At 35.6% G+C, this 26,430-nt stretch carries 26 protein-coding genes and 1 pseudogene; 26 read left to right on the top strand and 1 reads right to left on the bottom strand.

The window, feature by feature from the left end:
• The first annotated feature begins 70 nt into the window (after nt 1-70).
• From JNUCC32_RS12555 to JNUCC32_RS12455, 21 genes and pseudogenes are all read left to right on the top strand, one after another.
• Complete coding sequence (locus JNUCC32_RS12555) at nt 71-838, top strand: hypothetical protein (protein WP_192572273.1); 768 nt, start codon at nt 71-73, stop codon at nt 836-838.
• A gap of 359 nt (nt 839-1,197) precedes the next feature.
• A complete protein-coding gene (locus tag JNUCC32_RS12550) occupies nt 1,198-1,905 on the top strand; it encodes a hypothetical protein (protein WP_192572272.1) in 708 nt (235 codons plus the stop codon).
• Complete coding sequence (locus JNUCC32_RS12545; RefSeq protein ID WP_192572271.1) at nt 1,905-2,504, top strand: hypothetical protein; 600 nt, start codon at nt 1,905-1,907, stop codon at nt 2,502-2,504. Before JNUCC32_RS12550 ends, JNUCC32_RS12545 begins: the two co-directional genes overlap by 1 nt.
• A 300-nt stretch (nt 2,505-2,804) precedes the next feature.
• Nucleotides 2,805-3,350 carry a hypothetical protein gene (locus JNUCC32_RS12540; protein ID WP_192572270.1) on the top strand — a complete coding sequence of 182 codons (546 nt, stop codon included), beginning with the start codon at nt 2,805-2,807 and terminating at the stop codon, nt 3,348-3,350.
• A gap of 171 nt (nt 3,351-3,521) precedes the next feature.
• Nucleotides 3,522-5,318 (top strand): DUF7380 domain-containing protein, encoded by a 1,797-nt coding sequence (locus JNUCC32_RS12535; RefSeq protein ID WP_192572269.1) that lies wholly within the window; start codon nt 3,522-3,524, stop codon nt 5,316-5,318.
• 156 nt (nt 5,319-5,474) lie between these two features.
• Nucleotides 5,475-6,683 carry a hypothetical protein gene (locus JNUCC32_RS12530; RefSeq protein ID WP_192572268.1) on the top strand — a complete coding sequence of 403 codons (1,209 nt, stop codon included), beginning with the start codon at nt 5,475-5,477 and terminating at the stop codon, nt 6,681-6,683.
• Nucleotides 6,684-6,866: 183 nt separating this feature from the next.
• Nucleotides 6,867-7,706 (top strand): MAE_28990/MAE_18760 family HEPN-like nuclease, encoded by an 840-nt coding sequence (locus JNUCC32_RS12525; RefSeq protein ID WP_192572267.1) that lies wholly within the window; start codon nt 6,867-6,869, stop codon nt 7,704-7,706.
• Nucleotides 7,707-8,165: 459 nt separating this feature from the next.
• Nucleotides 8,166-8,399 (top strand): hypothetical protein, encoded by a 234-nt coding sequence (locus tag JNUCC32_RS12520; RefSeq protein WP_192572266.1) that lies wholly within the window; start codon nt 8,166-8,168, stop codon nt 8,397-8,399.
• 840 nt (nt 8,400-9,239) lie between these two features.
• Nucleotides 9,240-11,477 (top strand): NACHT domain-containing protein, encoded by a 2,238-nt coding sequence (locus JNUCC32_RS12515; RefSeq protein ID WP_192572265.1) that lies wholly within the window; start codon nt 9,240-9,242, stop codon nt 11,475-11,477.
• A 261-nt stretch (nt 11,478-11,738) separates the two neighbouring features.
• Complete coding sequence (locus tag JNUCC32_RS12510) at nt 11,739-12,155, top strand: GNAT family N-acetyltransferase (RefSeq protein WP_192572264.1); 417 nt, start codon at nt 11,739-11,741, stop codon at nt 12,153-12,155.
• Between the two features lie 235 nt (nt 12,156-12,390).
• Nucleotides 12,391-12,879, top strand: coding sequence for a hypothetical protein (locus tag JNUCC32_RS12505; protein ID WP_192572263.1), 489 nt, complete (start codon nt 12,391-12,393; stop codon nt 12,877-12,879).
• 242 nt (nt 12,880-13,121) lie between these two features.
• Entirely contained in the window at nt 13,122-13,436 is a 315-nt protein-coding gene (locus tag JNUCC32_RS12500; RefSeq protein WP_192572262.1) for a hypothetical protein, read from the top strand.
• 211 nt (nt 13,437-13,647) lie between these two features.
• Nucleotides 13,648-14,145 carry a hypothetical protein gene (locus tag JNUCC32_RS12495; protein ID WP_192572261.1) on the top strand — a complete coding sequence of 166 codons (498 nt, stop codon included), beginning with the start codon at nt 13,648-13,650 and terminating at the stop codon, nt 14,143-14,145.
• 207 nt (nt 14,146-14,352) lie between these two features.
• Nucleotides 14,353-14,913 (top strand): hypothetical protein, encoded by a 561-nt coding sequence (locus JNUCC32_RS12490; RefSeq protein ID WP_192572260.1) that lies wholly within the window; start codon nt 14,353-14,355, stop codon nt 14,911-14,913.
• A gap of 195 nt (nt 14,914-15,108) precedes the next feature.
• The gene (locus JNUCC32_RS12485) at nt 15,109-15,720 is read left to right on the top strand and encodes an HD domain-containing protein (protein WP_192572259.1); all 612 of its coding nucleotides are present in this window, start codon (nt 15,109-15,111) and stop codon (nt 15,718-15,720) included.
• Nucleotides 15,721-16,029: 309 nt separating this feature from the next.
• Nucleotides 16,030-16,359, top strand: coding sequence for a hypothetical protein (locus tag JNUCC32_RS12480; protein ID WP_192572258.1), 330 nt, complete (start codon nt 16,030-16,032; stop codon nt 16,357-16,359).
• Between the two features lie 871 nt (nt 16,360-17,230).
• A pseudogene (locus JNUCC32_RS12475) lies at nt 17,231-17,779 on the top strand (ATP-binding protein).
• A gap of 244 nt (nt 17,780-18,023) precedes the next feature.
• Nucleotides 18,024-18,791 (top strand): nucleotidyltransferase domain-containing protein, encoded by a 768-nt coding sequence (locus JNUCC32_RS12470; protein ID WP_192572257.1) that lies wholly within the window; start codon nt 18,024-18,026, stop codon nt 18,789-18,791.
• A gap of 215 nt (nt 18,792-19,006) precedes the next feature.
• On the top strand, nt 19,007-19,819 hold the full coding sequence (locus JNUCC32_RS12465; protein WP_192572256.1) for a class I SAM-dependent methyltransferase: 813 nt from the start codon (nt 19,007-19,009) through the stop codon (nt 19,817-19,819).
• A gap of 263 nt (nt 19,820-20,082) precedes the next feature.
• Nucleotides 20,083-20,679: a chloramphenicol phosphotransferase CPT family protein gene (locus JNUCC32_RS12460; protein ID WP_192572255.1), complete on the top strand. Its 597-nt coding sequence runs from the start codon at nt 20,083-20,085 to the stop codon at nt 20,677-20,679.
• A 202-nt stretch (nt 20,680-20,881) separates the two neighbouring features.
• The gene (locus tag JNUCC32_RS12455; RefSeq protein WP_192572254.1) at nt 20,882-21,535 is read left to right on the top strand and encodes a lysozyme inhibitor LprI family protein; all 654 of its coding nucleotides are present in this window, start codon (nt 20,882-20,884) and stop codon (nt 21,533-21,535) included.
• Nucleotides 21,536-21,753: 218 nt separating this feature from the next.
• Here the strand turns inward: JNUCC32_RS12455 and JNUCC32_RS31785 are convergent, their stop codons facing one another.
• Nucleotides 21,754-21,837, bottom strand: a complete 84-nt coding sequence (locus JNUCC32_RS31785) for a putative holin-like toxin (RefSeq protein WP_220687457.1) — start codon at nt 21,835-21,837, stop codon at nt 21,754-21,756.
• 364 nt (nt 21,838-22,201) lie between these two features.
• Here JNUCC32_RS31785 and JNUCC32_RS12450 point away from each other — a divergent pair, with 364 nt between their 5' ends.
• From JNUCC32_RS12450 to JNUCC32_RS12430, 5 genes are all read left to right on the top strand, one after another.
• Nucleotides 22,202-22,633 carry a GNAT family N-acetyltransferase gene (locus tag JNUCC32_RS12450; protein WP_192572253.1) on the top strand — a complete coding sequence of 144 codons (432 nt, stop codon included), beginning with the start codon at nt 22,202-22,204 and terminating at the stop codon, nt 22,631-22,633.
• Nucleotides 22,634-22,890: 257 nt separating this feature from the next.
• On the top strand, nt 22,891-23,430 hold the full coding sequence (locus JNUCC32_RS12445) for a GNAT family N-acetyltransferase (RefSeq protein ID WP_192572252.1): 540 nt from the start codon (nt 22,891-22,893) through the stop codon (nt 23,428-23,430).
• A 78-nt stretch (nt 23,431-23,508) separates the two neighbouring features.
• Entirely contained in the window at nt 23,509-23,955 is a 447-nt protein-coding gene (locus JNUCC32_RS12440; protein ID WP_192572251.1) for a GNAT family N-acetyltransferase, read from the top strand.
• 304 nt (nt 23,956-24,259) lie between these two features.
• The gene (locus tag JNUCC32_RS12435) at nt 24,260-25,372 is read left to right on the top strand and encodes a protein kinase domain-containing protein (RefSeq protein ID WP_192572250.1); all 1,113 of its coding nucleotides are present in this window, start codon (nt 24,260-24,262) and stop codon (nt 25,370-25,372) included.
• 160 nt (nt 25,373-25,532) lie between these two features.
• On the top strand, nt 25,533-26,252 hold the full coding sequence (locus tag JNUCC32_RS12430; RefSeq protein WP_192572249.1) for a metallophosphoesterase family protein: 720 nt from the start codon (nt 25,533-25,535) through the stop codon (nt 26,250-26,252).
• Nucleotides 26,253-26,430 lie beyond the last annotated feature (178 nt).

Raw genomic sequence — 26,430 nt, 5'->3', positions numbered from 1 at the left:
GTGGGACGTCGTGGATACGGGAACGTTATCTGAAATTACTTAAAGGATATAAAGAAAGAGAGTGATTTGTATGTCCAAATATATTGAATATCTTTGTACTTCAACTACAGCTTTTGTTGATAAAGAAATAGTTGTTAATTTTGATCAAGGAGAAATCACTGCGGTTAAAACGCAACTTTCAACTGAAGGAGATCAACCTAAAAGTGGTATTGTTAGAATAACAGTTTATTTTAAAGAAACTATTGAATACGATCAAGCCGAAGAGCTAGGTAACCATAAGGTGAAGCAGATTATCAATAGCTTAGTTTATGTGAAAGGAAGTCAAATTAACGATCCTTACATTTTTAAAGAAAATATTAAACCAAATTCAACTATTGTTGCTAGGATGCAAGGAAGGTTTAGTACACTATCTGATTTTGGACAGGAAGAGATTGATGAGTTTGTTGAACTAACTAAAAACGAAAAAACGAATCATATCTATTACACCCTGTATAAACAATCAATGAACCATAATGATAATTTGGGTAAATTCATGTTTTTGTATAGCTTGTTAATAGTGATGATAGATGCAAAGAAACAGAAGGATGTAGATTCTTATATTATCTCAAATTACCCTAATGAAGAATTTAATCAGAGACAATCTACAAGAATGGTGAAGAGAGATGGAATTGAAACAAGAAGTGATGAATTAGAAACAAGATTTACTTGGCTCCGAAATCAATTAGGACATACTCAACAAGATAGTGAGATAACAGTTGTTATAAAGGAAATTAACGAATGCTGGAGAGATCTAGATCGTATAGTGAAAAACGTAATCAAAGATAAAGTCAGCGAGTAAGTTAATCACAGCGGGAGTAACTTCAGATAACATAATATTCAAGCTGCGGCTCCTAACGGAGCCTTGGTCTGCGAGAAGGAATTCAGAGAGGCAACTCAGCAGACACATCCGACTACGTCGGACGTCATGAACACAAGAACGTTAAGCGCAACTTCTGAAAGAAAACTGTAATACAAATTTAAAACTGATGAGTGCTTACTTTTGGAAAGAGAACAGAGAAGTGGATTCTAAATTAATCAAGAAAGAATCAAAAATTAATTCTTCATTATTTGATGGCGTGTTTAAGCTATCGATTTTGATATGATAACAAAGAAGTATAGAAAAGATCAATAATGCTAAAGGGAGATGATCTTATAAACATGTATAAGAAATTCATGATTTTCAGATGTCTAACTTCGTTTCATGAAATAGCTGCACTTTTTGATAAAAACCAAATGAGTAGCGTAGAATACATTTCCATAACAGATATAGAAACAAAGGAGTCTAAGCTTTATGATAGTCTGTTAATCAAGTATCGAAAACTGCAAGATAAGAGCGGTATAGAATACATTAATAATTATCCTGAAAAACAATATAAGCATATAAGTGAGGGAGAAGTAGTAGATGAAGAAATTGAGCTGCTCTACTTTAGAGAGTATAAGATAATTTTGTTTATATCCAATGTGCTAAATATTAATTTATTGAGGAAAATTATACCTATTTATGATTATAAAAAAATTAACGAAGCAATGCTTCCTATTGATATACCGAATGAATATTTCAAGCAATTGTTAAAAGAAAATAATCTTAGTTTTAAAGAGATTACGTATTTTCAAGATGCAAGGCTTGAAAACATTAACGCCAGTAAAATGGAAATTACATTTAAATTGCGAGATGGATTCTTAAAAAATATAAATGATTTAGGTATAGATCTATATGAGGCACAAATCACCGAAGTTAAATTTGAATATTATAGTGTTTTAATAAAACTAAATTCTAAAGGCCGGGTATTACTGAATAAGTGGGTAGATGAATATGCATTGAAAAAAATAGTAGATTACTTGGCTGAAGGATTGGAGGAAATTTGATGGATTCGTTTCGAAGAATATCCGAAAATCCTATCTTTATATTTATAGCTAGTTTGTCATCAATAGTATCACTAATAGTAAGCTATTTTTTCAATGAATCCCTTAATTGGATTATACTTTTAGTTTGTTTTGGATCATTTTTACTTATAATTCTTTTAAATATTCAAAACAAAAAAATAATAGGTATCATGGATAGAATTGATTTAAGCGTATCGACAAAGTCTATTGATCTTGAGACTGACGATGATGAAATATATAAGTCAATTAATGGATTTATATTGTTTTACCATGGAACTTTATCTCAAGAAGCATTAAAAAAGAATCCAAAAGCATTAATCACTTTAACTGCTCCTTCCCAGTTAAAGTTGTCAGTGCAAGTAGGGAAAAACTCGTTCATCAGAAACTCTTCTAACGACAAGCACATCATTGAAACAGCAATTACCAATGGTCTGGATTATATGATAATAATTTCATTTGAATTACGTCAAAATGAGTTGAATGAATTCGAAAAATCTAGCAAGCATATTCAAGTTAACGTGGTCTGTAATGAATTGGAATTGAACTATAGTGAAGCTATTCTTATTCAAACCATGGGTTAATAATATTTTAAGTTTAAGAATTAAACAAGTAATGTTTGCTGGTCTATGCTAGGGCACACGAAGCAGATTAAAACTTCTAAATTGAAAAGATGAGCAAATTAAATTTGAAAGGAAGTAAATCGATAAATTAAGAATAAGTTTAAGGTACCTCAGGAAGTCAGAAGCAACACTTAACATAATATTCACGCTGCGGGCATACGCCCTTGGTCCGGCATTCGCCGGACACCCTAGCATTCGCTAGGGTCGTGAATACAGGAACGTTAGCTGAAATAGCCTAAATACGAAGGTAGGAGATATAGAATGGATAAAAATGCTCAACTAAGAGATGTGAAACAGAAAGTAGATAAAGCGATTACAAAAATTTTTGAACGTGATCTATATTTATTAATTAATGATTTAAATGAAAGAACAATCGCTCATAAATATGCTACATATCTTCAAGAACAATTCAGTGAATATGATGTTGATTGTGAATATAACAAAAACGCTGATGAAGATAAAAAGAAGAAGATGATTTACATCGTAGAAAAAGAGTATTGGAAAATCAAAAGACTAAAAAGAACATTCTCTGCCGATATTATCCAAAACAATATAGAGTATATGGCACTATCAATTTTCCCAGATATTATAGTTCATAAAAGAGGAGAAAATTTAAGAAATCATTTGATTGTAGAAATAAAGAAATCGACAAATAACAATCTTCACGAAAAAAATTTTGACCTGACAAAACTTAATTGTTATACGGATAAAACAAGGCATAATAGGCTTGCATATGAATTCGGAGTATTTATTGAATTTGAGACAGGAGTTCAAGATCCAGCAAAGCCTAAAACAACTTGGTTTTGAAGCCTATGAGTGATTATTCTAAGAAGCGGCTACAACAGATACATAATATTCACGCTGCGGACATACGTCCTTGGTCCGGCATTCGCCGGACACCCAGCATATGCTGGGTCGTGAATATAGAAACGTTAGATGAAATCATTTCACAATGCTAAAAATTAAAGGAGTATTTTTATGTTAAATATAAAAGTCGAAACTAAAGATGTTCTAGGTATCGATTGGGATGAGGCTATAAGTGGCCCGGTTGAGAAAGAATGCCATTTTTATTACTCGCTCTTTTATAAAGCTTCTGATGAAGCAGAAAAAAATAAAAATATTACACATAGTGAAATTTTAAAGCTCTTAGGAATGATCTGCTCATTTCATTTAGATTTAGAAAACTATGAATGTCCATTTGAGCCAGCTCTCATTCTTAGAGAGTCAAGAAGTCCAAGTATAGAAGATCTTACTGAGAATGATTATGAAGCACTTCTAATGATTGTCGAACTTGTAAAAGACTCAGAACTAAAATCACGCATAGCTGATATTCTATGGGTTGGGAAGCGTCAGCATCTTCAAGCTAAGAATGCTGTTTATTCTTATATTGAATCATTTTGGACTTTGTTTGATCCAATACATTGGACTAGTTGTATAGAGAGAATCGAAAGAGCATTACAAATTGCAATTATACTAGGCCGAAAAAACGAACCGTTTGAGGCTTCTGTTAAAGTAATTGAAGAAGCACTCAATAGGATTAATGGAGAAGACTCTTCATTTCTTTCGGCTAGATTAATGGAATTACTAATTGAGAATGGTATAGGTGATCCAGAAAAATACTCTATGTTATCAGAGAAAATTGCTATTAAAGCAGAAGAAGAGTTGGATTTTCGTAGAGCGAGAAATTATTGGGGCATATGTTCAAAATGGTACCATCTTAAAAAAGATAAAGAAAATCAGCACGCTAAGTTAAAGAACTATGCTGAAACCTACGTGAAAGAAGCAAAATCAATCCTCGCACGCGAGAATCCAAGTTATATGCTTGCATCTTCTCAAATATTAAGCGCTATTGAGGCACATAGAAGAGTAAGAGGAAAAAACGAACGTATTGAAGAACTACATAGACTTTTATTAACTTACCAAGAAGAGTCAGTAGATGAGCTACAAAGCATTTCCTCTGAAAAAATAGATATTAGCAACTATATAGAAGAGGCAGAAAGGCTAGTAGAAGGTAAAGACAAACAGAAGGCCATTTTTCAATTGGGCTTAATAGGAGGAGTGCCTCAAAAGAATGCTCTACGTGCGCAAGTTGAAAAAAACTCAGGAAAATACTTTCTTCAAAATTTTTTTTCTTCTGTGTCTATAAATGAAAGTGGAAAAATAATTAAACGTCATCCTTCTATGATATCAGGAGATCAAGAAGAGGTTGAGGCAGCAATTAAAGTAGAGATGTATAAAAATGCTCAATATTATCACCTCATCCATACTCAAGGTTTAGTGGAGCCTGCTCGAAGAAAAATAATTTTCGAACATTGTATCCGTTTGAAAGACGTTTTTGATTTAGTCGAAAATAATCCCTTTGTTCCATATGGAAGAGAAATTATATTTGCAGAAGGCCTATTAAAGGGGTTTTATGGAGAATTTTTAGTATCTGCACATTTGTTGATCCCACAACTTGAAAATTCAATTCGGCATATTCTTTACGAATCTGGAGAGATTGTTTCTAGTCTTGATTCTGAAGGAGTTCAAGATGAAAAAAATTTAAACTCACTTTTATTTGTTCCAAAGTTTGAAGAGCTCATTTCTGAAGATATAGCCTTTGACTTACAAGGACTTTTAGTTGAAAGATCTGGGAGTAATCTGAGAAATAAGATAGCTCATGGATTGATGAGCTATGAGAACTTTTTCTCAAGCGAACTAACATATTTATGGTGGTTAACTTTACACTTATGCTGTATCTATAAAACACTATATCTTAAGTCCTTAAAACAATAGTTAAAAACATGAATGAAATGACATCACCTAACAATATATTCACGCTGCGGGCATGCGCCCTTGGTCCGGCATTCGCCGGACACCCAGCATGCTCTGGGTCGTGAATACGGGAACGTTTAGGTGAAATAACATAAATAAGAAAGAGGAGTAGATAACTTGAAGGATGTTAAAACAATAGTCGATTTTTCGGAATTATTGAAAAAAGATGAAGATCTTAATGAAACTAAAAATCAAATTTTAAATTGGCTTAAAGAGTACTTACCTTACACGAAAAATATCCTAAAGGAACTACATCTAAACGGATTTTCTAAATATCCAAGCATTATTGATGAATATTTTAAATATTTGAGAGAATTTAATGTTGTTGAAGAAGAGAAGCATGAATTAATTAAAGTTAGAATACTCGCTATATTAGCGTTACTGAACGAATTTTATGAAAATAAACACGACTTATATATTGATAGTTATGAGTCTATTTTAAATATTAAAGCTAAAGCTTTTAGAAATATGCTCTATATGTCTTCAAAGGCACAATCTATTAATAAGCTTGATCGTGAACAATTAAGAAAGCAAGATATTATTATGTTTCATCTAACTGTTTATAAAGATACGATAGAAGGAGTTTTAAATAAATTATTAAGCCCAATAATATTTGTTCTAGAGTGTGAGTCTCATAATACTCCAATTGAGACGATTGAAAATAGATATTTCTCTGAAAAATACTTTGACAGAAGAAATAGAAATTTCAAAAACATAGAGCGTGATTTTAATGTATTGTTTGAAGATACCAATATGTATCTAAGGAATGCTGAAGCTCATTTTGATTTTTCAATAGATGAAAAGAGTGAGATGATCACATACAAAACCGGAAACAGGAATTCGCCTACGATAAGTCAGTCTTCTTTTAACGATCTAAAATGTGAAATCAATGTGCTTTCTGAGGTAGCAAGACAAATTGGAATTGCTTATGAGATATTTTGGTATGAGCATGCTAATGAATTCAATAATATATTCCCAGAGACTAATTTTGATGAAAAATACATTGCGCTGAGACAAGCCTTGTTAAGAAATCGATTTATATTACATGGGTATAAATACTTAGGAGGCTTGTTGAACTTATATTTTAATTATGATGAAGAACTTATAACTACTAGTGACCTTATCCCACTCTTAAGGCAAAGCATTAACTTTTTATCACTAGGAGATGATTACGAAGAAGAAGTAAACAATATAGATCTTATCGTAAATGAGTTCGTAACACTGAAAATTGAATTATGCATAGTAAGAGAACTAGAAAATGATCTTACTAAAGAGTCTTTCGAGTTGTTTGTAAATAGTGTATTGGCTAACATTAAGATAAATTAGAGGGTAGTTCAAGATGATAAGTTACTTCACCTAACATAATATTCACGCTGCGGCTCCTTCGGAGCCTTGGTCTGCGGATGGATTTCGGAGAGAAATTTCAGCAGACAACCCCTTTGGGGTTCATGAATACAGAAACGTTATTAGAAATCCCTAATAATATTTAGTAAACAAGGAGAATACAAAATGAACTTTTGGAAATTGAAATATAAGATTGAGTCGTATCTGAATTTCTTCAATAAAATCACAATCAAGGACGTTAGCTTTTATCGGGTTGATGCGGTTAATTATGCTGAACTGAAAGTTGATGCTCAAGACATTCAAGAAGCTGAAAAGCAAGGTGAAATGAAATTGCAAGATGTCTTGAGTGCTATGGAATTTACTTTAAACGAGAGAATTAACTTTCATGTTATGGATATCCAACAGGAAAAAGGTGATGGAAAGTCTCAATTTTATGGTGCTTCGAATTTAGCTAGCGCTGTTGCAGTAAGAGTTCCATTCCCAGAAACTGAGTTGGAAAATATCAATGATATTTTTACAGGGATCAATAACTCCAATAATATTGGAACTATAGCCTATCAATCATATTTGAAAGGAATTGAAGTCGGAGAATGGTATAACGAAGCGTTTCTGAACTTTTTCAAAGCAATAGAAGTTATTGCAAATACATATCTTGAAGCAGGAAAGAGGGAAAAAGAAATTTCTAGTGAAGAGAACCTAAAATCTTTAGTAAAAGATCTTGAAGATTATGTAAAACACAAAGAAGATAATCTTGATAAGTTAAAAAAAATTTGTACCAACATACACAGTTTGGGATTTATTGAACTTAAAATGAAAATTGATATAGCTTTAATGGATCTAGGTTTGAGTGAATACAGCAAAGAAGCAAATAAATTAGTGAACTTTAGAAATAAATTTGTAGCTCATGGAAGTAGTAACAAAATCATTAAAATTCAAGAGCTTGAGAAGTGCAAAAGCATTTCTAAGATGATGATTAAAAAATACATTGAGAAAAATCATACTTAAGAGATTACAAAGAAGTTAGGGACATCTTATAACATAATATTCACGCTGCGGCTCCTTTGGAGCCTTGGTCTGCGGGAAGAATCTCAAAGAGGGATTTCAACAGACAACCCCTTCGGGGTTCATGAATACAGAAACGTTATCAGAAATCGAGGTAAAGCTGAAAAAACAATAATTGCATAAAGAAATATATATGGAAAAAGTGATTTTTATAGAAGAGCAAATTATTAAAAGGCATAAAAAAATAAATCAACATTATAAAATCTTGGTAAATGATATTAACGTCAAAATACTTAATTACAAAATACCTAACCGCGTCGCGGCACCTTTAATGTACTTGAAGATAGTGTAATTAAGGACTATGTAGTTTGGATTTTTTCTGCGTTATATCCCCTGATTTTTCGAGTATCTACTAAGTATCTCGAAGAAAGTATTTGGAAGATTATAAAGGAAACCTTTAAATTGAGTATTATTCCAATGTTTATCATTAGTGAATATACACTTTCAATTTGGGCTGAACTAATTATTGTACCAGTACTTGCAGTGATTAGCGGTCTTTTAGTAGTTTCTGAAAAAGATAAGAAATATCATCAATTTAAAAAGCTTTTGAATATTATTTTAATCGTTATAGGCTTTATTTATATTTTTGTTGGAATTAAAGGGTTTATAACTAATCTTAACGATGCTCCAAAGTAGACTTTTGGCAGAAAATGTTTATTGATACATTGGAATAATGTTGCATTTTCCTTTGTTATTCTTTTTACAATACGTAAGTATTTATGAACAGATAATTAAAAGGACAAAACTTAAAAAGAGAATACAAAAGTTTCTTGCAATTTGGGTTATCTTTTTTGAGAATAAGTTTCACAAGAATGAACTCTTGAGAAGTTTGAGGAACTATAAGTATGGAGAGCTATACGTTAGAAGAACTGAAGAATTGTTTAATGGAGATTCAATGAAGAGTTGACATCGCCTAACATTATATCCACGCATCGGAGCCTTGCGGCTCCTAGGTCCGCCAGAAGGAGATTGACAGGGGAGTAGAATCAGGCGGACACAATCCGCACCGACTAACCGCATCGCGGCCGGACCCTGGCGGTCCTTAAGTCGGTGGGACGTCGTGAATACGGAACGTTATATGAAATTGGGGCACAAGAAAATATAAAAGAATCGAAAAATGTTGAAGGCTAAGGTAAAATAAGGAAGATGGGAACCAAACTTCAAAACGGGGGATCACAATGGATAATCTAAATGTCGACGGCTATAAAATTCTATTTTTTATAGAAAAACCTACTGAGAGAATGTATAATCAAGTACTTACCTGAAGCCTCTTTTAACAGAGAGATTGCTGAATATGCTAAGAAAACAGCAAATGAAAACGGTATTACTGATACTTTAACTTACCGTGATTTGCTTGAGTACTTACATATAGGGCAACTCTTCGATGTTATTAAGTCAAATACCTTTCAAAAATATAAAAATAATGATATAGGCCGTGTTAATATATCACCATTGATAAGACGTAGAAATACAATCATGCACTCTCGTTATATTTCTTTTCAGCAGTACGAAGAAATTAAAGAGATTTGTGAGAGAGTTGTTTCAAGTATTAAGGACGAATATTCCAGTCAAAATTGGAATAGGTTTTTAACGGAAGATATTGAATCGTATTCTATCCCTCTTATCTATGTGGAGTACCCTTTAGGAAAAAACTTCGAGAAACTTATCGGTAGAGAAAAAGAGTTGGGCGAAATAAAACAATATTTAAAACGGCCATTTCCAATCTCAATTATTCGCCATGGAGGACTTGGTAAGACGGCACTTGTTCTTCAGTTGGTAGAAGATCTACTGTATTCTCCCCATCGTCCGTTTGAGAGGATTTTTTTCATGAGTTTTAAAAACTCTGTATTTGAGAACGGCGTTGTAAGAAAACTGGAAAAGGTTATAAGCAATCACACTGATTTGATAAATAGATTAGCTTACTACATGGATATTCGGACCGTTGATAGGTTTTTTAAAGAAGTCGAAGAAGAAGTTTGGAAAAATATATTTAGTAAAAAAACACTTTTAGTATTGGATAACCTAGAGACAGAGATTGTGCAAAGTAATCTGTCGGAGTTTACTAATATTGCAGATATGTTTTTAACTAATTACACAAATCCTTCTAGACTTATAATTACAAGTAGACTAGGACTGGGAGATAGTGAGAAAAAATACCCCCTCTTAGAATTTGATATGGAAAGAACAAAAGAACTAGTGATAACTAATTTGCCTGAAAGGCACAATATGTTAATAAAAGCGGAACATACAGATTGGGAATGGGTACAAAAATATACCTGCGGCAATCCAGGATTAATATTATCTTTTTGTGATTCATTGAGAAATAGTAATAAAACATTAATGGACTTAAGGGTTGAATTTTTTTCGAAATACACTCTTGAAGCACGTCAACTATATGATGCACAAGACGTTTTTCTTGAGTTTTGTTTTGCCAATACTGCTGAGAGCCTTGGTGCTAATTCCCAAGTTTTTATGGCGGCTTTAAGTTATTTGTTCTTAGAGGCAAATTTAAAGGAGGTCAGTGAGGAGTTACTGGGTTTCTTAATTGATGAGATTGGTTTTATTAAACTCGGACTTCATAATGTAAAAGCACAAGTATTTGTTAATATTGGGTTTTTAAGGCCTATTAGTGGGTCAAATAAATACTACGTGAATGAGTTATTTGTCAACTATATAAATGGAAATTATTCAAATAGAGGAGAGGTATATACTGTCTTCGACTTGAAAAATTCAGAATGGTTTGCTCCCCTAAAGCAGATGGTAGTCAGTATTATTGACCTTCAATATGAAGAAGATCTGTCTGTTTCTCAAATATTATCTAATCTTTATAAAGTAAAGTACGAACAAACAAGTAATAACGCTTTTCTCATGAAGGCATTCTTCTGTGAACCAACTTTATCAAACTTACTTTTTTATTTGGAGAAGTCACAACCAGTCGAAGTTTTAAACAATTTCAATCTTCTGGAAAAAGTAAAATCATTACTGATTCAAAATAAAGATCAACAAACTATTGAAAGAATCGTATCTAGATTGATATATTGCATGTCTGAAATTAACCACTTAATCAAACGTGGTGATCGTTCAGTTGTAACGCATTTAAGGCAATCAGATCTATATGACTTTTTTCAACAAATGCAAAGTAGGATCTCTGTGATTAAAATCGGGAGTATGAGCATTTTCTTAAGAAGAAAGATTGTTGATTTTTTAGTCTCTATAAACCAATTAGATGTTGCTGAAACATATGTGGAGAGTCATGAGGAACAGATGTCCAAATCATGTTTTGAGCTATATTCAAAACAGATTGGTATTTGGGCAGGTAGGGATAGGAGTAGATGTGAAAGATACATTACCAAATGTAATCATCTGATAGGGAGTAGGTTTATTCGTGATGAAGCTAAAGCTGGGTTTTATGTTTACCTAGGGCGTTATTATAGGGATGAAAACCCGCTACTAGCTTATAAAGTTTCCTCTGAGATTGATAAAATTCCAGCAGTAAATAATACAATTTTTTCGTTTTATCTAGAGTCACTTCTTCTAAGGGCTCAGTGCCTCATTGAGGCAAAACATAACAAAGAAGAAATCATAAAATTTATAGACGCTTTTAAAAAGGAAAGCAGGACCTCGAGATTTAAGGATATTCAAATAAGAAAACGTAAAGGTTTTGAAGAGAGTATCCGAGTAATCGAAAGAACTCTAAGGCGACAACAAATATAATTAGTATATAAGGACAGTAATTAATTCATACTGTCCTTAATTTCTTTTGTAACTCAGGATGGCCCCAACACCGTATAACAACATATTCGCGCATCGAGCCATTTGGCCCTCGGTCCGACAGAGCATTTCGAGAAGCAGGAACAGTCGGACACATCCATTCCCCTAAGATAGGAGCTATCTAAGAGGGATGGACCTCGCGAATACCTGAACGTTATGTGAAATTCCTGAAAGAACTAAACTCATAGAAATCAGGTGAAATCCATGATTAACCTAATGGACTATAAAGATCGAAAGGAAATAATAAATTTGCTAGCTGAATGTATGTATCCAGATAATAAACGAGTAATTCAAGAATATGAACGATATAAGAATGATAAATCAAGAATATTACTGGGAAGAATTGAAAATCATGAATTAGTCGGACTTATCGGAATTATTTATCAAACAGATTATGAAATTGAACTAAAACATATAGCAATAAAATTTAACAATAGAAGAAAAGGATTAGGAAAGAAATTAATAATGGAATTTATGGAAGAGAATCTTATAAGAAGAATGGAAGCCGAAACCGATAAGAATGCAGTGAACTTTTACAAAAAGATCGGTTTTAACATTACAAGTTTAGGAGAGAAGTATCCTGGAGTAGAACGTTTTAAATGCACTTTGAATAAGGATTGATTTTGAAAGTATATTCAGGAAGTCAGGAACTTCACATAACACCATGTTCCCACTGCGGTTCCTACGGAACCTTGGTCTGCCCGAGGAATTTCGAAGAAGAGGATTCTGTCAGACACACCTGCACCAACTAACCGCGTCGCGGCTGCCCTTCAGGCTTAAGTCGGTGAGGCGTCGGGAACACACAAACGTTAGGTGAAATTACGGGAAACACAATTAAATAAAGGACTGATTCAAATTGCTCGAATTTTTAAGTATGTATGCTAATAAAGCATATAAAGAAATAGAACAAATCATCAACAACCCTAATTTTTTATTTTCCAACGATCCAAGATTAATTGAGGTAGAAGCACGAAATAATTACAAATACATACATGGTTTTACTCGTCAATTGAAGAAGAGCAGTATCAGTAATAAAGATGTGATTGAATCATTGTTCTTTGTAGAAAGTAAGATTGAACAGTATTTGCAAAGATTTTATAAGGACAAGGATTTTATATTGGTTATTTATGGCGATATAGGGATTCCAGCATTTACTTTGACCGTTTTTTCACACTACAATAACGACAATAATGTTGATAGATCAGAGCTGGTTGAGCTCGTAGATTGGTTTAAGAACAATGCTCTTTTTAATGGATTAGAGATAGGTGAAAAAGAAATAGAGGGAGAACAAGAGCAGGATGATTTTAAATTTAAGAGATACTATAGAAAGATTATTAAAACCTAGTTTGTAAGAAGTTCAAAGAAGTCCGTAACATCACCTAACATCATATCTACGCCGCGTCACTACGCTCCTTGGTCTGTCAGAGGCTTCTCGAGGAAGCAAATCAGGCAGACAACCCTGCGAGGCTAAGCCCGGGGGACCCGGCGCGTTCGCGCCTTCAGCCTCTCGGGTTCGTAGATACCTAAACGTTATAGGAAATCAGCAGGACCCCTTAATAAAAACTTGAAGAAGGTATAAAACAAATTATGGAGCAAATAAGTAACGACGATTGTTATGCTTATCGTATATATCCAGAGCCAGACGGAACAAGCTATTTACAGAACGATTTAATGACTACAAAGCAAGTCGAACAATTATTTGATTTTTGTCAGATTCTCGAAGCTATTATATATGATGTAGGTTGGGATTTCTTGATCCAGCACTACGGATATAAATTGCTATATGAAATCAACAACAAAAGTGGATGGTTTGAGTGTTCCGATCTCGAAGAGTATAAGGCCTATGTAGAAGCTTATCGAAATGACATGAAGAGAATTGAAAAAAGGAATCAAACTAGATAAGTGATTATGTATCAAAAGCATTTTAATAGTTGAAAAGATAAATAAAAGTGAGCGAATTCGATGAAGATGCTGACATCCTATAACATGATATTCACGCATCGGGCATACGCCCTGGGTCCGGCATTTGCCGGACACCCGACATACGTCGGGTCGTGAATACAGGAACGTTATGTGAAATCAGCATAAATAAAAGATTGAAAGAGTGGTATGAATGACTGGATGCAGATATTTATTCATTTCTAATGGAGATAAAATTATAAAGATCTCCCAGCCCAAGAATCACAAATATAAGTCTGTACCTCAATTAGCAAATCAGGATGTACTTGAGGTCATTTTGTATTACAAAAATAAAGATAGGAAGCCACACCAATTGCTTACGGTCGAATTTGATCGATTCCGATTAGATTCTAATGGTAATTATGAAGAAACAGAAGCAGATAGGAAAAGAGCTTTTCATAATTTCTTTGCTTTTGGAATGCCTAGTTTACTCGAAGAAGTAGAAGCAGAAGATAAACCACTACCTATACCTGTTGCCCCGATAAATCCAACCGATAATGAGAAAAGATTGTTATATAGTTACATAAATGAGAAATTACCTCACTTAGCAACTGATGCCCCGTATGTAGTAGAGAGTAAAATTAAAGCATCAAGAGAGAAATATGAAGAGTTTAAAAATATGGCAAAGAAATCAAAGAACCGAGTCAAGTAGTTCGAAGAAGATGCTGACATCACAAAACAAAATATTCAGGCTGCGGCTCCTAATGGAGCCTTGGTCTGCTGCATGGATTTCGTAGGAGTATTTTCAGCAGACACATCCGACTTCGTCGGACGTCGTGAATACAGGAACGTTATCCGAAACCACCGTAAGAGTTAATTTTTAAAAAAATATCAAATCTATTAAAAGGGAGTCCTCCAAATGATATGGGAATCAAGTTATTGGAAAGAAGATCTTTTAAAACTTTCTGACAAGATTAATAAAGTGTATTTATCAACAGCATACGATGATGATATGTTAGTGGAGTTTGAGAAAGACATAATGATCGTAATGTATTCAGTTAGAAAGCTAGTTGAAGCCAAGAAATTATCCCATGACACTGAACAAATACAATTAAAGGTTAAATCGTTTAAAAACAGAAAAGATGTTACAAGATTTAATTGGCATAGAATTCAAGAGCTATATGATTTAGATACACCATCAAATGAAAGTATGAAGGCAAGCTACTTATATAATCAGATAATACATAGTTACATTTTTCTAGTTTCACTGAATGATGAGGAAATTGTAGAAGGGTTTTATTTCACTTCTGATAGAATACGGAATCAAAAACTATTTTTTATTGAATTAAGAGAATTAAATAGGTACATAAATATAGTTGGAAATGATTATCCCATAGAAGAAAGATATGAATACAATAAATTAATTGAAGATTATAAAAATTTAACAAGCGCATCGAAGAGGGCCGGTAGCATCGGATAACAAAGTATTCACGCTGCGCGCCTAACAGCCCTTGGTCTGCTAGAGGCTTTTCGGGGAAGAGGAGTCAGCAGACAACCCTGCACTGGCTAAGTCCGTTGGACCCGGGGCTTTCGCCCCTTAAGCCAGTGAGGGTTCGTGAATACGGAAACGTTATCGGAAATTCTTGCGTGCGGTTAATACGTTTTAGGAGGGCTTATGAAGTCAGTATATAATAATCTTGTTATAAATTCTTTATCCGGAAATCTCAAGGATGACATATATAATTTTTTAGTGAACAATGGTTGCCCTAAAACTGCGGAGCATTGTGTCAGGGTGGGGAAAGAGGCAAGAAAGATAGCGGAAAGATTTAATGCTAATGCAGATTCAGCTGAAATTGCTGGATATTTACATGATATAAGTGCGGTTTATTCTAACGATGTAAGGATTCAAGTTTCCTATGATCTAGGTATTGAAGTACTGTCTGAAGAAGAGGCTTTTCCAATGATAATTCATCAGAAGATATCTAAAGAAATGGCTAGAGATATATTTAATATTATGGATCAGGAAATTCTTGATGCAGTTGGGTGTCATACGACACTAAAGAAAAATTCAACTATTTTAGACAAGGTTTTGTTTGTTGCAGATAAGATTGAATGGGACCAAATTGGCGAACCTCCATATTTATTTCAGATTACGCAGAAACTAGATCATTCTTTGAACGATGCAGCATTCGAATATATTGATTTTTTATGGAAACAGCGAGATAACCTTAGAGTTATTCATCCATGGCTTAGAGACGCTTATTATGAATTGAAGGACTTAGTTTAGTAATTCGAAGAAGGCAAGAACATCAGATAACATCATATCTACGCTTCGTGCCTTTCGGTCCTTGGTCTGCAAGAGGTATTTCGCAGATGAAACTCAGCAGACAACACCTTCGAGGCTAAGTCCGTTGGACCCGATCGGGTCCGACGGACTTAGCTTCTCGGGTTCGTAGATACAGAAACGTTATAGGAAATCAGCGCAATAACGAAAAATCAAAAGCAATTCATTATTAGTTGATTTAAACTAACTGTGTAGTTTAGCTTATAAAGAGCAAATTGAAGTATAAGAATATATATTGGAGGAGGAGTAGAAATGTACACACACAAATCGTTTGAAACTTTAGGAACATTCACTTTGCTAAGACCTATTTTTATCTCTATTTTGGTTGTATCACTACTTTTATTTTTTATACTGATAATCCCTAAATTAAAAAATAAAATGATAAACGGTTTTACTGTCCTTAGTTTGTCAGTTATCTCGATTTTTGTTTCTGGTCAACTTTTATATAATAGTGGAATCATCGTTGACGAGATTGGATTAAGTGGAGACCCTGTATCGTTTTATATTTTTTTAGCAATTACAGGTATTTGGATAATCAATCTTATAATCTATTTTTCAACACAAGGAAAATCAAACAAATAACCAAATTAACGGGGGATTGAATAGTGTAAGTCTTTCGAAGAAAGTGCTAACATCCTATAACAATGTATCTACACTTCAGGCTGCGCCTTTGGTTCAAAAGAAGCATTTACAGAGAAGCGGAATCAGCGAACAACCCTGGCGAGGCTAAGTTCGTCGGGCCCAGTCGCTGGCGCCCCTTTAAGCCTCTCGGGTTTGTAGATACAAGAACGTTAGCTGAAACCATTGCATAGAAAATTCTTGTAAAATGAAAAATCAAAAGATAAAGGAAGAGCCAACGTGCAAACATTTGTTTTAGATTATTATTGAAAACACAGATTTGAGTTTGTTGGTAGTTTAACAGAACACTACCTTGAAGGAAGTTTAATTTAGAATGAATATATAAAGAATAAAATAAGACAAATAGATGAAATAATAGATAATGAGAATAAAAATTGGTACTTAGATTTAAATGGTTACAGATTAGAAGATATTGAATTATTTAAGAATAGTCCTTGGTCAATTATTAATGATGATAATGAGATTAAGATAGTTTCAAGATTTTTTGATTACGGAACTGGTGAAGCAAGATTTGCTTTGCAACCTTGGTTTAGAACTGGTGACGAATTGCTCAGAAATAATAAAGATTAGTAGTAAGTAATTCGAGGAAGGCAATTTCATCAGCTAACACCGTATCCACGCTGCGGACCTGGTAGGTCCTTGGTCAGCTCGAGGCTTTTCGGAGGAGTTGGTCAGGCAGACAACCCTGCAAAGCAAAGTGGCGGAACCACCCGCTCCCGATTGCCGCTTAAGCCACTCGGGTTCGCGAATACAACGACGTTATCTGAAAGATTGGCAAAAATCATAATAGAAAACATTGATGGGAGAGCATTTTATGAGCCGCCTGGTAATCATGACGGTTGGAAAAACTCATAGTGGAAAAACCACTTTTGCTAAAGAATTAGAATCTGTACTACAACAAGCCATAGTCATTGATCAGGATAATCATGCTGAATTTATTAATAGCCATTATAAGAAACTTCGCCCTATAGAAGGTCCCAATACTTTAAAATTCTCTATAACAAATGCTATTGTTAACTATGCTATGGAGCAAAGCAATTTCCACATTATCTTAAGCAATTCCAATTTAAATAAATGAGGAAGAACAAATGTACTCCAGAACTTTCATGACAATGGATTTGAAAGTATTATAGTCCACTTTAATTTACCAATTGATTTATTGAAAGAACGTGTTACACAAACCCAAAGAAGTAAAGCTATATTTAGAAGTGCCTTGAACTTTTTGGAAGTATTGGAGAGACAAGAAAATACGATAGAAGTTCAACCTACTAAAGATGAGGCTAATTATCTATTTGACATCAAGGACCCCAATGATACTTTGGAAATTATTCAACAAATAAAAGAGATAAGTGAATTTAGATAATTCGAAGAGGGCCGATCCATCAGCTAACATGGTATTCACGCTGCGTCGCTATCGCTCCTTGGTCCGGCCGAGGTAGAAGAAGTGGAATCAAAGAGTCATTTCATTTGCAGAGAAGCTAACTCAGCCGGACAACCCTGCACAGCCTAACCGGGTCGCGCCACTCCCTACGGTTGTTTAAGGCAGTGAGTGTTCGTGAATACAATAACGTTAGCCGAAAGAAGTTCTTAGTTTAGGAGGAGTCTATATGATATTAGAAAAAGTTATAAATAGAATTGCAATACAAAGTGAATATAAGGATTTTGTTGATAAGTATATAAATCATATACTTACCGAATTTAAAGGAAAGATTCATAGCATTTATATGTGTGGCTCGATTCCAAAAGGAACTGCTAAACCTTTTAAGTCAGATGCAGACTTTACTATTGTATGTGTAAATCCCAAAGATATTGATTACGAAAGATTGTCAAATATTAAAGACAGGCTTTTGGAAGAATATCCAATAGTAACTAAGATTGATACGATAATTTGCTCGATTGACGATGTATTAAGTAAACCGAATGAGTGGGGTTTTTGGGTTAAGATCATTTGTGTTTGCATGTATGGTCATGACATTGGTGAAAAAGTACCACCGATCATTATTTCTCCAGAGTTCATTCTAGGCTTAAATACAGAGACCAAGGAAGAAGTAGATCGTGTACGTCGTTCACTTTCTACTGCTAGTGATCACACGATGAAAACTAGATATATTAAAGGGTATTCGAAGAGATTAATTCGTGCATTATACTCTTTGGTTTTAACAGATACAGGTGTATGGCAAGATGACATTATTGAGATGAAGAATGCCATAATAAACTATTGCGAGATTGACTCCGCTTTAGTTGAGTATCTGTATGCTTGTTACTTGGATAGTGATGTATTTGTTGAAGAGTTTCTGGGAAATGCAGATGAAGTATATAGCTATTTTGAGAACGCCTTAAATACAATGGCTGCTTCCAGAACTTCTCTCGGCTAACACCATATTGACGCTCGGGGTCACTCTCAGAAGCGAGTGACCACATCCGGCCCCCTAAGCCCGTCGGGACGTCCTGCATTAGGTGTTCGGCAAGCCTCACAACTATAAGCAGCGACTCTAAGGGGCCAGGACGTCGTGAATACAAGAACGTTATCTGAAATCAATGCAAATCTGAAATACTCAAATATAAATACCTACTAAGAGAAGGTGTTTTCATGGACAAGAATTCATTAAATAGAAGAAACATAATTGTGGATGTGGAAAATGGTGTCGGCAGCTCGGAAGATTTAAAAACGGATGTTGTTCATAAAACAAACAGCCTATATTGGGATACCAAAGGCAATGACTTCTTAAAAGCAATCGTGCTCCCTTATTATGGAGCATTTATCTCAGAAGAAAAGTGCCAGCTTTTTGGTGATATCTCAGGAAAAAAACTGCTGGAGATCGGCTGCGGAAATGGTCAATCTTTGCAATATCAAGGGGAACGAAATGCATCTGAACTATGGGCTGTGGATATTTCAGAAAGACAAATTGAAAAGGCAGCGCAACATTTGAAGTCATGTGGTATAGCAGCAAAATTGATATGTTCTCCTATGGAAGAAGAATGCGGCATCCCAACGGATTATTTTGATTATGTTTATTCAATTTATGCCATAGGTTGGACCACCGATCTTGAGGGTACCTTTCGACGAATATCTTCTTACCTTAAAAAAGACGGGCTATTTATTTTCAGTTGGTCTCACCCTATACACAGATGGATTACTACAGAAAATGATAGGTTTGTAATTAATAAGAGTTACTTTAATGAAGGTTGGTATCCGGTAGCAGTTGATGAAGGTGAGCTATTGTTAGCGGACCGGATGCTGTCTACCTATGTAAACGCGCTTGCGAAAGCAGGGTTTGTAATTGAGCTAATGATTGAGGAATCTGATCATGAATTTATGCAATCGCGGGATGAAAACAGCGATATGGCAAAGAGAGCAAAAATGCTTCCAGTAACTTTTGTGATAAAGGCAAGAAAACTATAAAATATAAAAACAAAAGCGAAACTGACTCCAAGATTTTTAGAGGTTCAAGGAAGGCATTGACATCCGATAACAAAACATTTACGCTGCGGGTCGCTGTCGCGCCCCTTGGTCTGCCCGAGGATTTTCAGGGAAGATGAACAGGTGGACAACCCTGCACTGCCTAACCGCATCGCGGCCGCTCCCGTTGGTCGCTTACTGCAGTATGGGTTCGTGAATGCCTGAACGTTATCTGAAAGATACGCTTATAAGTGAGGGTGATTCGTTTGAAGCAAGGACAGATTGTGTTCTTGAACGGAACTTCAAGTGCAGGAAAGACTAGTATTTCTATGGAACTGATCAATCAGAAAGAGATTCTTTTTCATCATTTATCCATAGATGATTTTTTTCATAATTTCAATGATCTTATTAATAACAAATTTCCAGATTTAAAACCAGTAAAAGAATTGGATGATGTAGTTATCGGACAAATAATGTTTGATCCTATAATCTCCATGTACTACGCCACAATTAAACTGTTTTTAGAATATGGTCTGAATGTAATCGTCGATACCGTAATCGAAAATGACAAGTGGTTTAATGATTATCTTGATGTACTTTTTGATTATCCTACATTATTCGTAGGTGTAATATGCTCGAAAGAAGAACTCACAAGAAGAGAGCAAATCAGAGGAGATCGAATGATTGGACTAGCAAATTCCCAGTTCGACAAAGTATATTGCTTTAATGAATATGACCTTGAAGTAAATACTGAAGAGTTGAATCCAACAGAATGTGCCGAAAAGATATTAAATTTTATTAAGTCCGATCAGGATTACTCGGCATTTAAGAAATTAAGTAAAAGAGATGTTAGTAGTTCATAAAAGGCATCCCATCAGATAACACCATATTCACGCTGTGGGGCTATCGCCCCTGGGTTGTCAGATGAATAATTATGGAAGAAGTTCAGACAACAAACGCGCCAACCTAAGATAAGAGTTATCTAAGTCTGGGCCGTTTCGTCAATACAAGAACGTTATGCGCCATTTCCGGTAAATATTAAAGAAATATTTAAGGAGATCATTTATGAAAGGTAAGATACTCATATTATTTTTTATTACGATAGTGTTTTCATCTTGTCAAAATAATAGTCAATCGACTACCTTGAACAGCGAAACTAAATCAATAATGAATTCTGAACTGCCATCTGATGTAGTGAGTACAGGTATTGGAACAGAATCGAAAGAAATAACTGAAGGTCGTTCAGATCCTTCTAACTATGAAGTGTTAACCATGAGCATTGGGAACCTTGATTTGAAAGGAGAATTTTATGATGAAATGCTTCGAAATCCTATAGATCATGATTATGAGGTGGAATTTAATGAATTTCAAAATTCCAAAGAGATTATTACAACATTAGAATGGGGGGCGTTGGAAAGCAAATATACAGAGATTTGGGATAATGAGTTAAATCATATATATAAAAAGCTTCTTTCTAAGTTGGATAGAGAACCAAGAGAAGCACTAATTGAATCGCAGAAAGAATGGTTACAGTATCACTTAAGGGAAACAAAATTTGTAGAGAAGTCATTTATTAATAATGGTTACCTTGGATCACAAGGGTCGGTAAGCCTAGGCAGGGTTATAAAGGAGAGAATTAGGGAAAGAACAATGCAATTATTTGAATATCGATATTTGCTAGATGGTGAAGTTGAGTTTTTATACCAAAGCAAAAAATAGAGTTGGAATCTTGATCAAAGGTTTTTAGCACTACAGACCTTATATAAATAAAAAATAATCAACAAAACATATAAAAGCGTTATAAAATGAGTTATACTGAGGTAAGAATAAGTAAGGAGCCGTGCTGGAACACGACTCCAAAGCACAATAACTGCATAAAGAGCAGTCGGCCACAGGAGTTAGGTCGAGAAATAGACCGTTACCTTAGCGAGGGCGGTCTATTTCTTTTTCATGTAGGTAAGCAATGCCAGAATGAACATGCCGAACATGAACATTAAGGAAAGTGCATCTTTGACCTCCATGGGCATCACCTCCCTTCTGGGAGATTAGCCGACCGCCCTTAAAGCCGTATATTGTACTAGAAAATTATAACATATAAGATATGATGAAATACCATTAAAATACTATAAATAACTAGAATGAATACATAAGAAACAATATATATCCGTAAAACATTTATGAGAATGTAATTACAGATAAGGCAGTAACATCACTAAACCATGCATCTAAGCTCCGCCCCTTGGTTTTTTCATAAGCAAGCACGCTCATAGGCGAAAATTCAGACAACACACGACCCAGCCTAAGATAAGAGCTATCTAAGGCTGGGTCGCGTCACAGATGCGGGAACGTTATGTGAAATCATCCTAAATACAGAGGAGAATGTGAATGATAATTCGTGAAGCTGGATCCAATGACGCCGAAGCTATTGAAGGACTATATAAAGAGTTGCTTCCAAACAACACAAAAATAAAAGTGTTGGAAGATAGAATAGAAGAAATTAAACAAGATCCTAATAGTTTCTTGTTCATTTGCGAAGTAGACCAAGAGATCGTTGCAACTGCACATCTGCATCTATGTTTAGATGCGTTGATAGAGTCACAACCTTTTGGGGTTGTAGAACGTGTAATTGTATCTGGAAACAGACAAGGTCAAGGTTATGGATCGCTCATTATGAAGCATATTGAAGAGCTGTGTATTTCAAGGGGTTGTGTTAAGGTCTTTTTAACCAGCGGAGCTTCGAGGAAGCAAGCACACGAGTTCTATACAAAGTTAGGTTATGACGGTGATTCGAGTAAAGCCTTTAAGAAGTACTTATAATTTTTGAAAGTTATTCGAAGATGAGGCAGACATCACATAACACCATATTCGCGCAGCGGGCGTTCGCCCCTTGGTCCGCAAAGAGCGAAGGGATTTCACTGCGGAGCGATTTCAGAGATACAGGAAGCGTTGGCGGACAACCCTGCGAACCTAACCGCGCCGCGACCGGCCCTTCGGGCCTTATGGTTCTCGGGTTCGCGAATACATATACGCTATCTGAAAGCTAGGCACTAATATTTTATCTGGTGGTGACTGCAATGACGCAAATTGAAGAACATTTTCAAGAGTTCCATGTTCTTGAAACTGAACGAACAAGATTAAGAAAGATAAGTTACTCGGATCAGGATGATATGTATAGTTATTGTAGATTTCCTATGGTATCGAGATATACCGTTTGGGACACTCATCAGTCACTTGATAATACAAAAGCATTTATTGAATTTGTGTTAAACCGTTATGACACACAGAAAGTAGGACCTTGGGGGATTGAGCACAAACAAGCCAAGAAACTAATTGGTAGTTGTAGTTTTGTGAGTTGGGATAATCGAAATAAAAGAGCAGAGCTTGGTTATGTATTGTCAAATGAATATTGGAATCAAGGATACATGTCCGAGGTAATTAGAAGAATTTTAGGGTTTGGATTCAATGAATTAGGGTTAGTTCGAATTGAAGCAAGATGCCATCTGGATAATATCGGATCCGCCAGAGTAATGGAGAAGACTGGAATGCGATTTGAGGGGGTATTGAGAAGGCATATCTTAGCGAAGGGTGCATTTCAGGATGTAAAATTTCATTAAGGTTGTGGTTGTTGTGAATGCAAGAACGTTATATGAACCGCCGAAACCTGATAAAAACCAAATAGTGAGGGAATCATCATGCCCAATGTGTCTGTCAGATACATTCATAGGAATGAATTAGATCAACTACTTTTGCTATATAAGCATTTAAATGCAGATGATCCAGAACTGAATATATACGAAATACAAAATCATTGGCGAGAGATAATGAATGACAAGCTGATGAAGATTATTGTTGTAGAGCATGAGGGGAAGCTTGTCTCTTCATGCGTTTTAGTTCTTATTAGGAATTTAACTAGGGGCGCAAGACCATATGGCTTGATTGAGAATGTTGTTACACATTCTGATTATAGAAAGAACGGTTACGGGAAATTAGTACTTCAAAAAGCAGTCGAAACCGCTAGGGAGAATGATTGTTACAAAGTGATGTTAATGACAAGCTCTAGAATGGAAGGAACCCATAGCTTTTATGAGAGCTGCGGATTCACTAAAGGGGATAAGACAGGATTTATAATTAAGATGTAATGAGGGGAATTCGAAGATGCGCCGGCATCATTTATCATCATATCCACGCTTCGGAGCCTGACGGCTCCTCGGTCTGCGGGATGAGATTGGCAGGGGAGAGAATTCGGCGGACCCATCTGCGAGGCTAACTGCGCTCCGCTCAGCCGGTTTGGTTGGAGGCTACGCCTCTCCAGATGCGTACTTTAAGCCTCTCGACGTCGTGAATACAAGAACGTTATACGACAGAACAGAGAGATGATAATAGTTAGATTCATAGTAAAAAATGCATTAACCAGAACAACAGAGCGAAAGGACGCTATCCCGTATGAAATTTTCAACGAACGAGCATTCGATTCACGACATTCGACTTGCCCGCTATGCCGCCGTGTCCACTGCCTTATGTCTGGTAAGTGATGAACAGCTTAGCAAGCGAGTGGAAAAAGCTACGGTTCTAAATACTGGTATTGGCGGTACAACGGCTTTCTTACAAATTGATGATACACCCGTGTTCGTGAAAATGGTTCCGCTTACGGAACTTGAAAGCCACTACGATAATTATATGTCTACCAGAAACGCGTTCAATCTTCCTCCGTATTGCCACTATGGGATAGGTTCACCAGGTGCTGGAGTGTGGCGTGAGGTCGCTGCCCATACCATGACCACCAACTGGGTTCTGGCGAGACAGTGTGAGAACTTTCCCCTAATGTATCACTGGCGGGTGTTAAAAAGCCCAGAACGGCGTAATCCAATCTCTGAGGAACTGAGCGATGTTCCCAAAATGGTTGAGTTTTGGGGTACTTCAAAAATACGGGATCGTATTGAGGCCCTTGAGCAATCCAACTACAATGTTGTACTGTTCTGTGAGTACGTACCTTGCAACCTGCATAACTGGCTTGCCGAACAGGTCGCTATTGGTGAGAATGCAGCCAATTCAGCGTTTGCCATGTTGGACTCAAACTTGTTGTCAACGGTCTCCTTTATGAATGCGAACGGATTACTACATTTCGACGTTCACTTTAACAATGTTTTAACCGACGGACACCGTGTGTATATTTCGGACTTCGGACTTGCAACGTCTTCTCGATTTGAACTGTCAGATTCCGAATTGGAGTTTTTTGAATTGAACAAGACTCATGATGGATGTTATGTGGCAACACAAATAGTGAACTGGCTTGTAGCAGCATTGACGGGTAGGATGAACCGTTCTGAACGAATCGAATTCATACGTCGTTGTGCTGAGGGTAAGGAATCCCTCGAAGTGATGGATTCGGCAGCGGAGATTATAATGCGGTACGCTCCTATAGCTGTAGTGATCAATGATTTTTACACCAATCTCGTTTCGAATAACAGAAATACATCGTTTCCCGTTGAGGAGATTGAACGGGTCTGTATGAAAACTGGGTTCCAGCTGCCCTTCTCGAATCCCAGGCTGGTCTAGTCTACTTTAGATTTCCAAATGTTATATCATGATTGGAGCTGAATTTTTGATGTTGCCTTCCCTAGAATAAGAGCTATCTAAGGGAGATGGACGTCGTCGTAATACAGGAACGTAGGTGAAATCCGCCAAGAGCTTAAAACATTTATAGTTAGGAGATTCTATGAAGCGAACAATTATGATTAGCGATATTCATGGATGTATCGATCAATTAAATCAGATGTTGCATAGTATCAAATTTAATTCGATAGATGATCAGTTGATTTTGCTTGGTGATTATGTAGATAGAGGGCCTAATAGTAAAGCAGTAGTTGATAAAGTAATCGAATTAGTAAGTATGCATAATGCCATTGCTTTACGAGGCAATCATGACCAACGATTGGTTGATTTAATAAATAATGATAGCGCATTGATTCGATCTAAATTTATTGAACATGGGGGAATACAAACCCTCCAAAGTTATTGTGATATTAATAACATGAATAACGAAATCTCTGATGAGATATTGAACCAGGCGAAGGATACAATTAAAACTTTTTTTGGTCACCACATAGACTTTTTAAGTGAATTACCTTTATATCACGAAGATCATGATCACATATATGTTCATGCGGGATTGAATCCCAATTTTATAGATTGGAAGAACCAGCCGGAATATGATTTTATGTATATTAAGGATGAATTCATTCAACACGCTTTTGAGGATCTAAACAAAAGAGTTATTTTTGGACATACAAGAACTATTGATATCCATGGAACATCAGATATTTGGTTTAGTAAAGACAAGATAGGAATTGATGGCGGATGTGCATATGGATTGCAGTTGAATTGTTTAATTTTTCAAGAAGGATCGTATATAGCGGAACAGATAAAGAACTTTTGAATGTTAATCCAGGAAGCGGGGGACATCACCTAACATCATATCCACGCATCAAGCCTGACAGCTCCTCGGTCCGCGAGAAGCGATTGGCAGGGAAGCAAATTCAGCGGACACATCCGCACCGACTAACCGCATCGCGGCCGCTCCCGTTGGTCGGTTGGACAACGTGGATAAGGGAACG

The organism is Paenibacillus sp. JNUCC32 (genome assembly GCF_014863545.1).
Taxonomy (GTDB): Bacteria; Bacillota; Bacilli; order Paenibacillales; family Paenibacillaceae; genus Paenibacillus_AQ; species Paenibacillus_AQ lautus_A.
The sequence above is the reverse complement of the archived record's forward strand: the minus strand, read 5'-3'. Positions and strand labels throughout refer to the sequence as shown.

Coding starts and splice junctions, on each gene's coding strand:
- JNUCC32_RS12435 (WP_192572250.1), top strand. CDS start 24,260: ATGAAATTTTCAACGAACGAGCATTCGATTCACGACATTCGACTTGCC.
- JNUCC32_RS12555 (WP_192572273.1), top strand. CDS start 71: ATGTCCAAATATATTGAATATCTTTGTACTTCAACTACAGCTTTTGTT.
- JNUCC32_RS12540 (WP_192572270.1), top strand. CDS start 2,805: ATGGATAAAAATGCTCAACTAAGAGATGTGAAACAGAAAGTAGATAAA.
- JNUCC32_RS12545 (WP_192572271.1), top strand. CDS start 1,905: ATGGATTCGTTTCGAAGAATATCCGAAAATCCTATCTTTATATTTATA.
- JNUCC32_RS12485 (WP_192572259.1), top strand. CDS start 15,109: ATGAAGTCAGTATATAATAATCTTGTTATAAATTCTTTATCCGGAAAT.
- JNUCC32_RS12525 (WP_192572267.1), top strand. CDS start 6,867: ATGAACTTTTGGAAATTGAAATATAAGATTGAGTCGTATCTGAATTTC.
- JNUCC32_RS12430 (WP_192572249.1), top strand. CDS start 25,533: ATGAAGCGAACAATTATGATTAGCGATATTCATGGATGTATCGATCAA.
- JNUCC32_RS12455 (WP_192572254.1), top strand. CDS start 20,882: ATGAAAGGTAAGATACTCATATTATTTTTTATTACGATAGTGTTTTCA.
- JNUCC32_RS12480 (WP_192572258.1), top strand. CDS start 16,030: ATGTACACACACAAATCGTTTGAAACTTTAGGAACATTCACTTTGCTA.
- JNUCC32_RS31785 (WP_220687457.1), bottom strand. CDS start 21,837: ATGGAGGTCAAAGATGCACTTTCCTTAATGTTCATGTTCGGCATGTTC.
- JNUCC32_RS12445 (WP_192572252.1), top strand. CDS start 22,891: ATGACGCAAATTGAAGAACATTTTCAAGAGTTCCATGTTCTTGAAACT.
- JNUCC32_RS12550 (WP_192572272.1), top strand. CDS start 1,198: ATGTATAAGAAATTCATGATTTTCAGATGTCTAACTTCGTTTCATGAA.
- JNUCC32_RS12495 (WP_192572261.1), top strand. CDS start 13,648: ATGACTGGATGCAGATATTTATTCATTTCTAATGGAGATAAAATTATA.
- JNUCC32_RS12470 (WP_192572257.1), top strand. CDS start 18,024: ATGATATTAGAAAAAGTTATAAATAGAATTGCAATACAAAGTGAATAT.
- JNUCC32_RS12500 (WP_192572262.1), top strand. CDS start 13,122: ATGGAGCAAATAAGTAACGACGATTGTTATGCTTATCGTATATATCCA.
- JNUCC32_RS12515 (WP_192572265.1), top strand. CDS start 9,240: ATGCACTCTCGTTATATTTCTTTTCAGCAGTACGAAGAAATTAAAGAG.
- JNUCC32_RS12490 (WP_192572260.1), top strand. CDS start 14,353: ATGATATGGGAATCAAGTTATTGGAAAGAAGATCTTTTAAAACTTTCT.
- JNUCC32_RS12510 (WP_192572264.1), top strand. CDS start 11,739: ATGATTAACCTAATGGACTATAAAGATCGAAAGGAAATAATAAATTTG.
- JNUCC32_RS12535 (WP_192572269.1), top strand. CDS start 3,522: ATGTTAAATATAAAAGTCGAAACTAAAGATGTTCTAGGTATCGATTGG.
- JNUCC32_RS12440 (WP_192572251.1), top strand. CDS start 23,509: ATGCCCAATGTGTCTGTCAGATACATTCATAGGAATGAATTAGATCAA.
- JNUCC32_RS12450 (WP_192572253.1), top strand. CDS start 22,202: ATGATAATTCGTGAAGCTGGATCCAATGACGCCGAAGCTATTGAAGGA.
- JNUCC32_RS12465 (WP_192572256.1), top strand. CDS start 19,007: ATGGACAAGAATTCATTAAATAGAAGAAACATAATTGTGGATGTGGAA.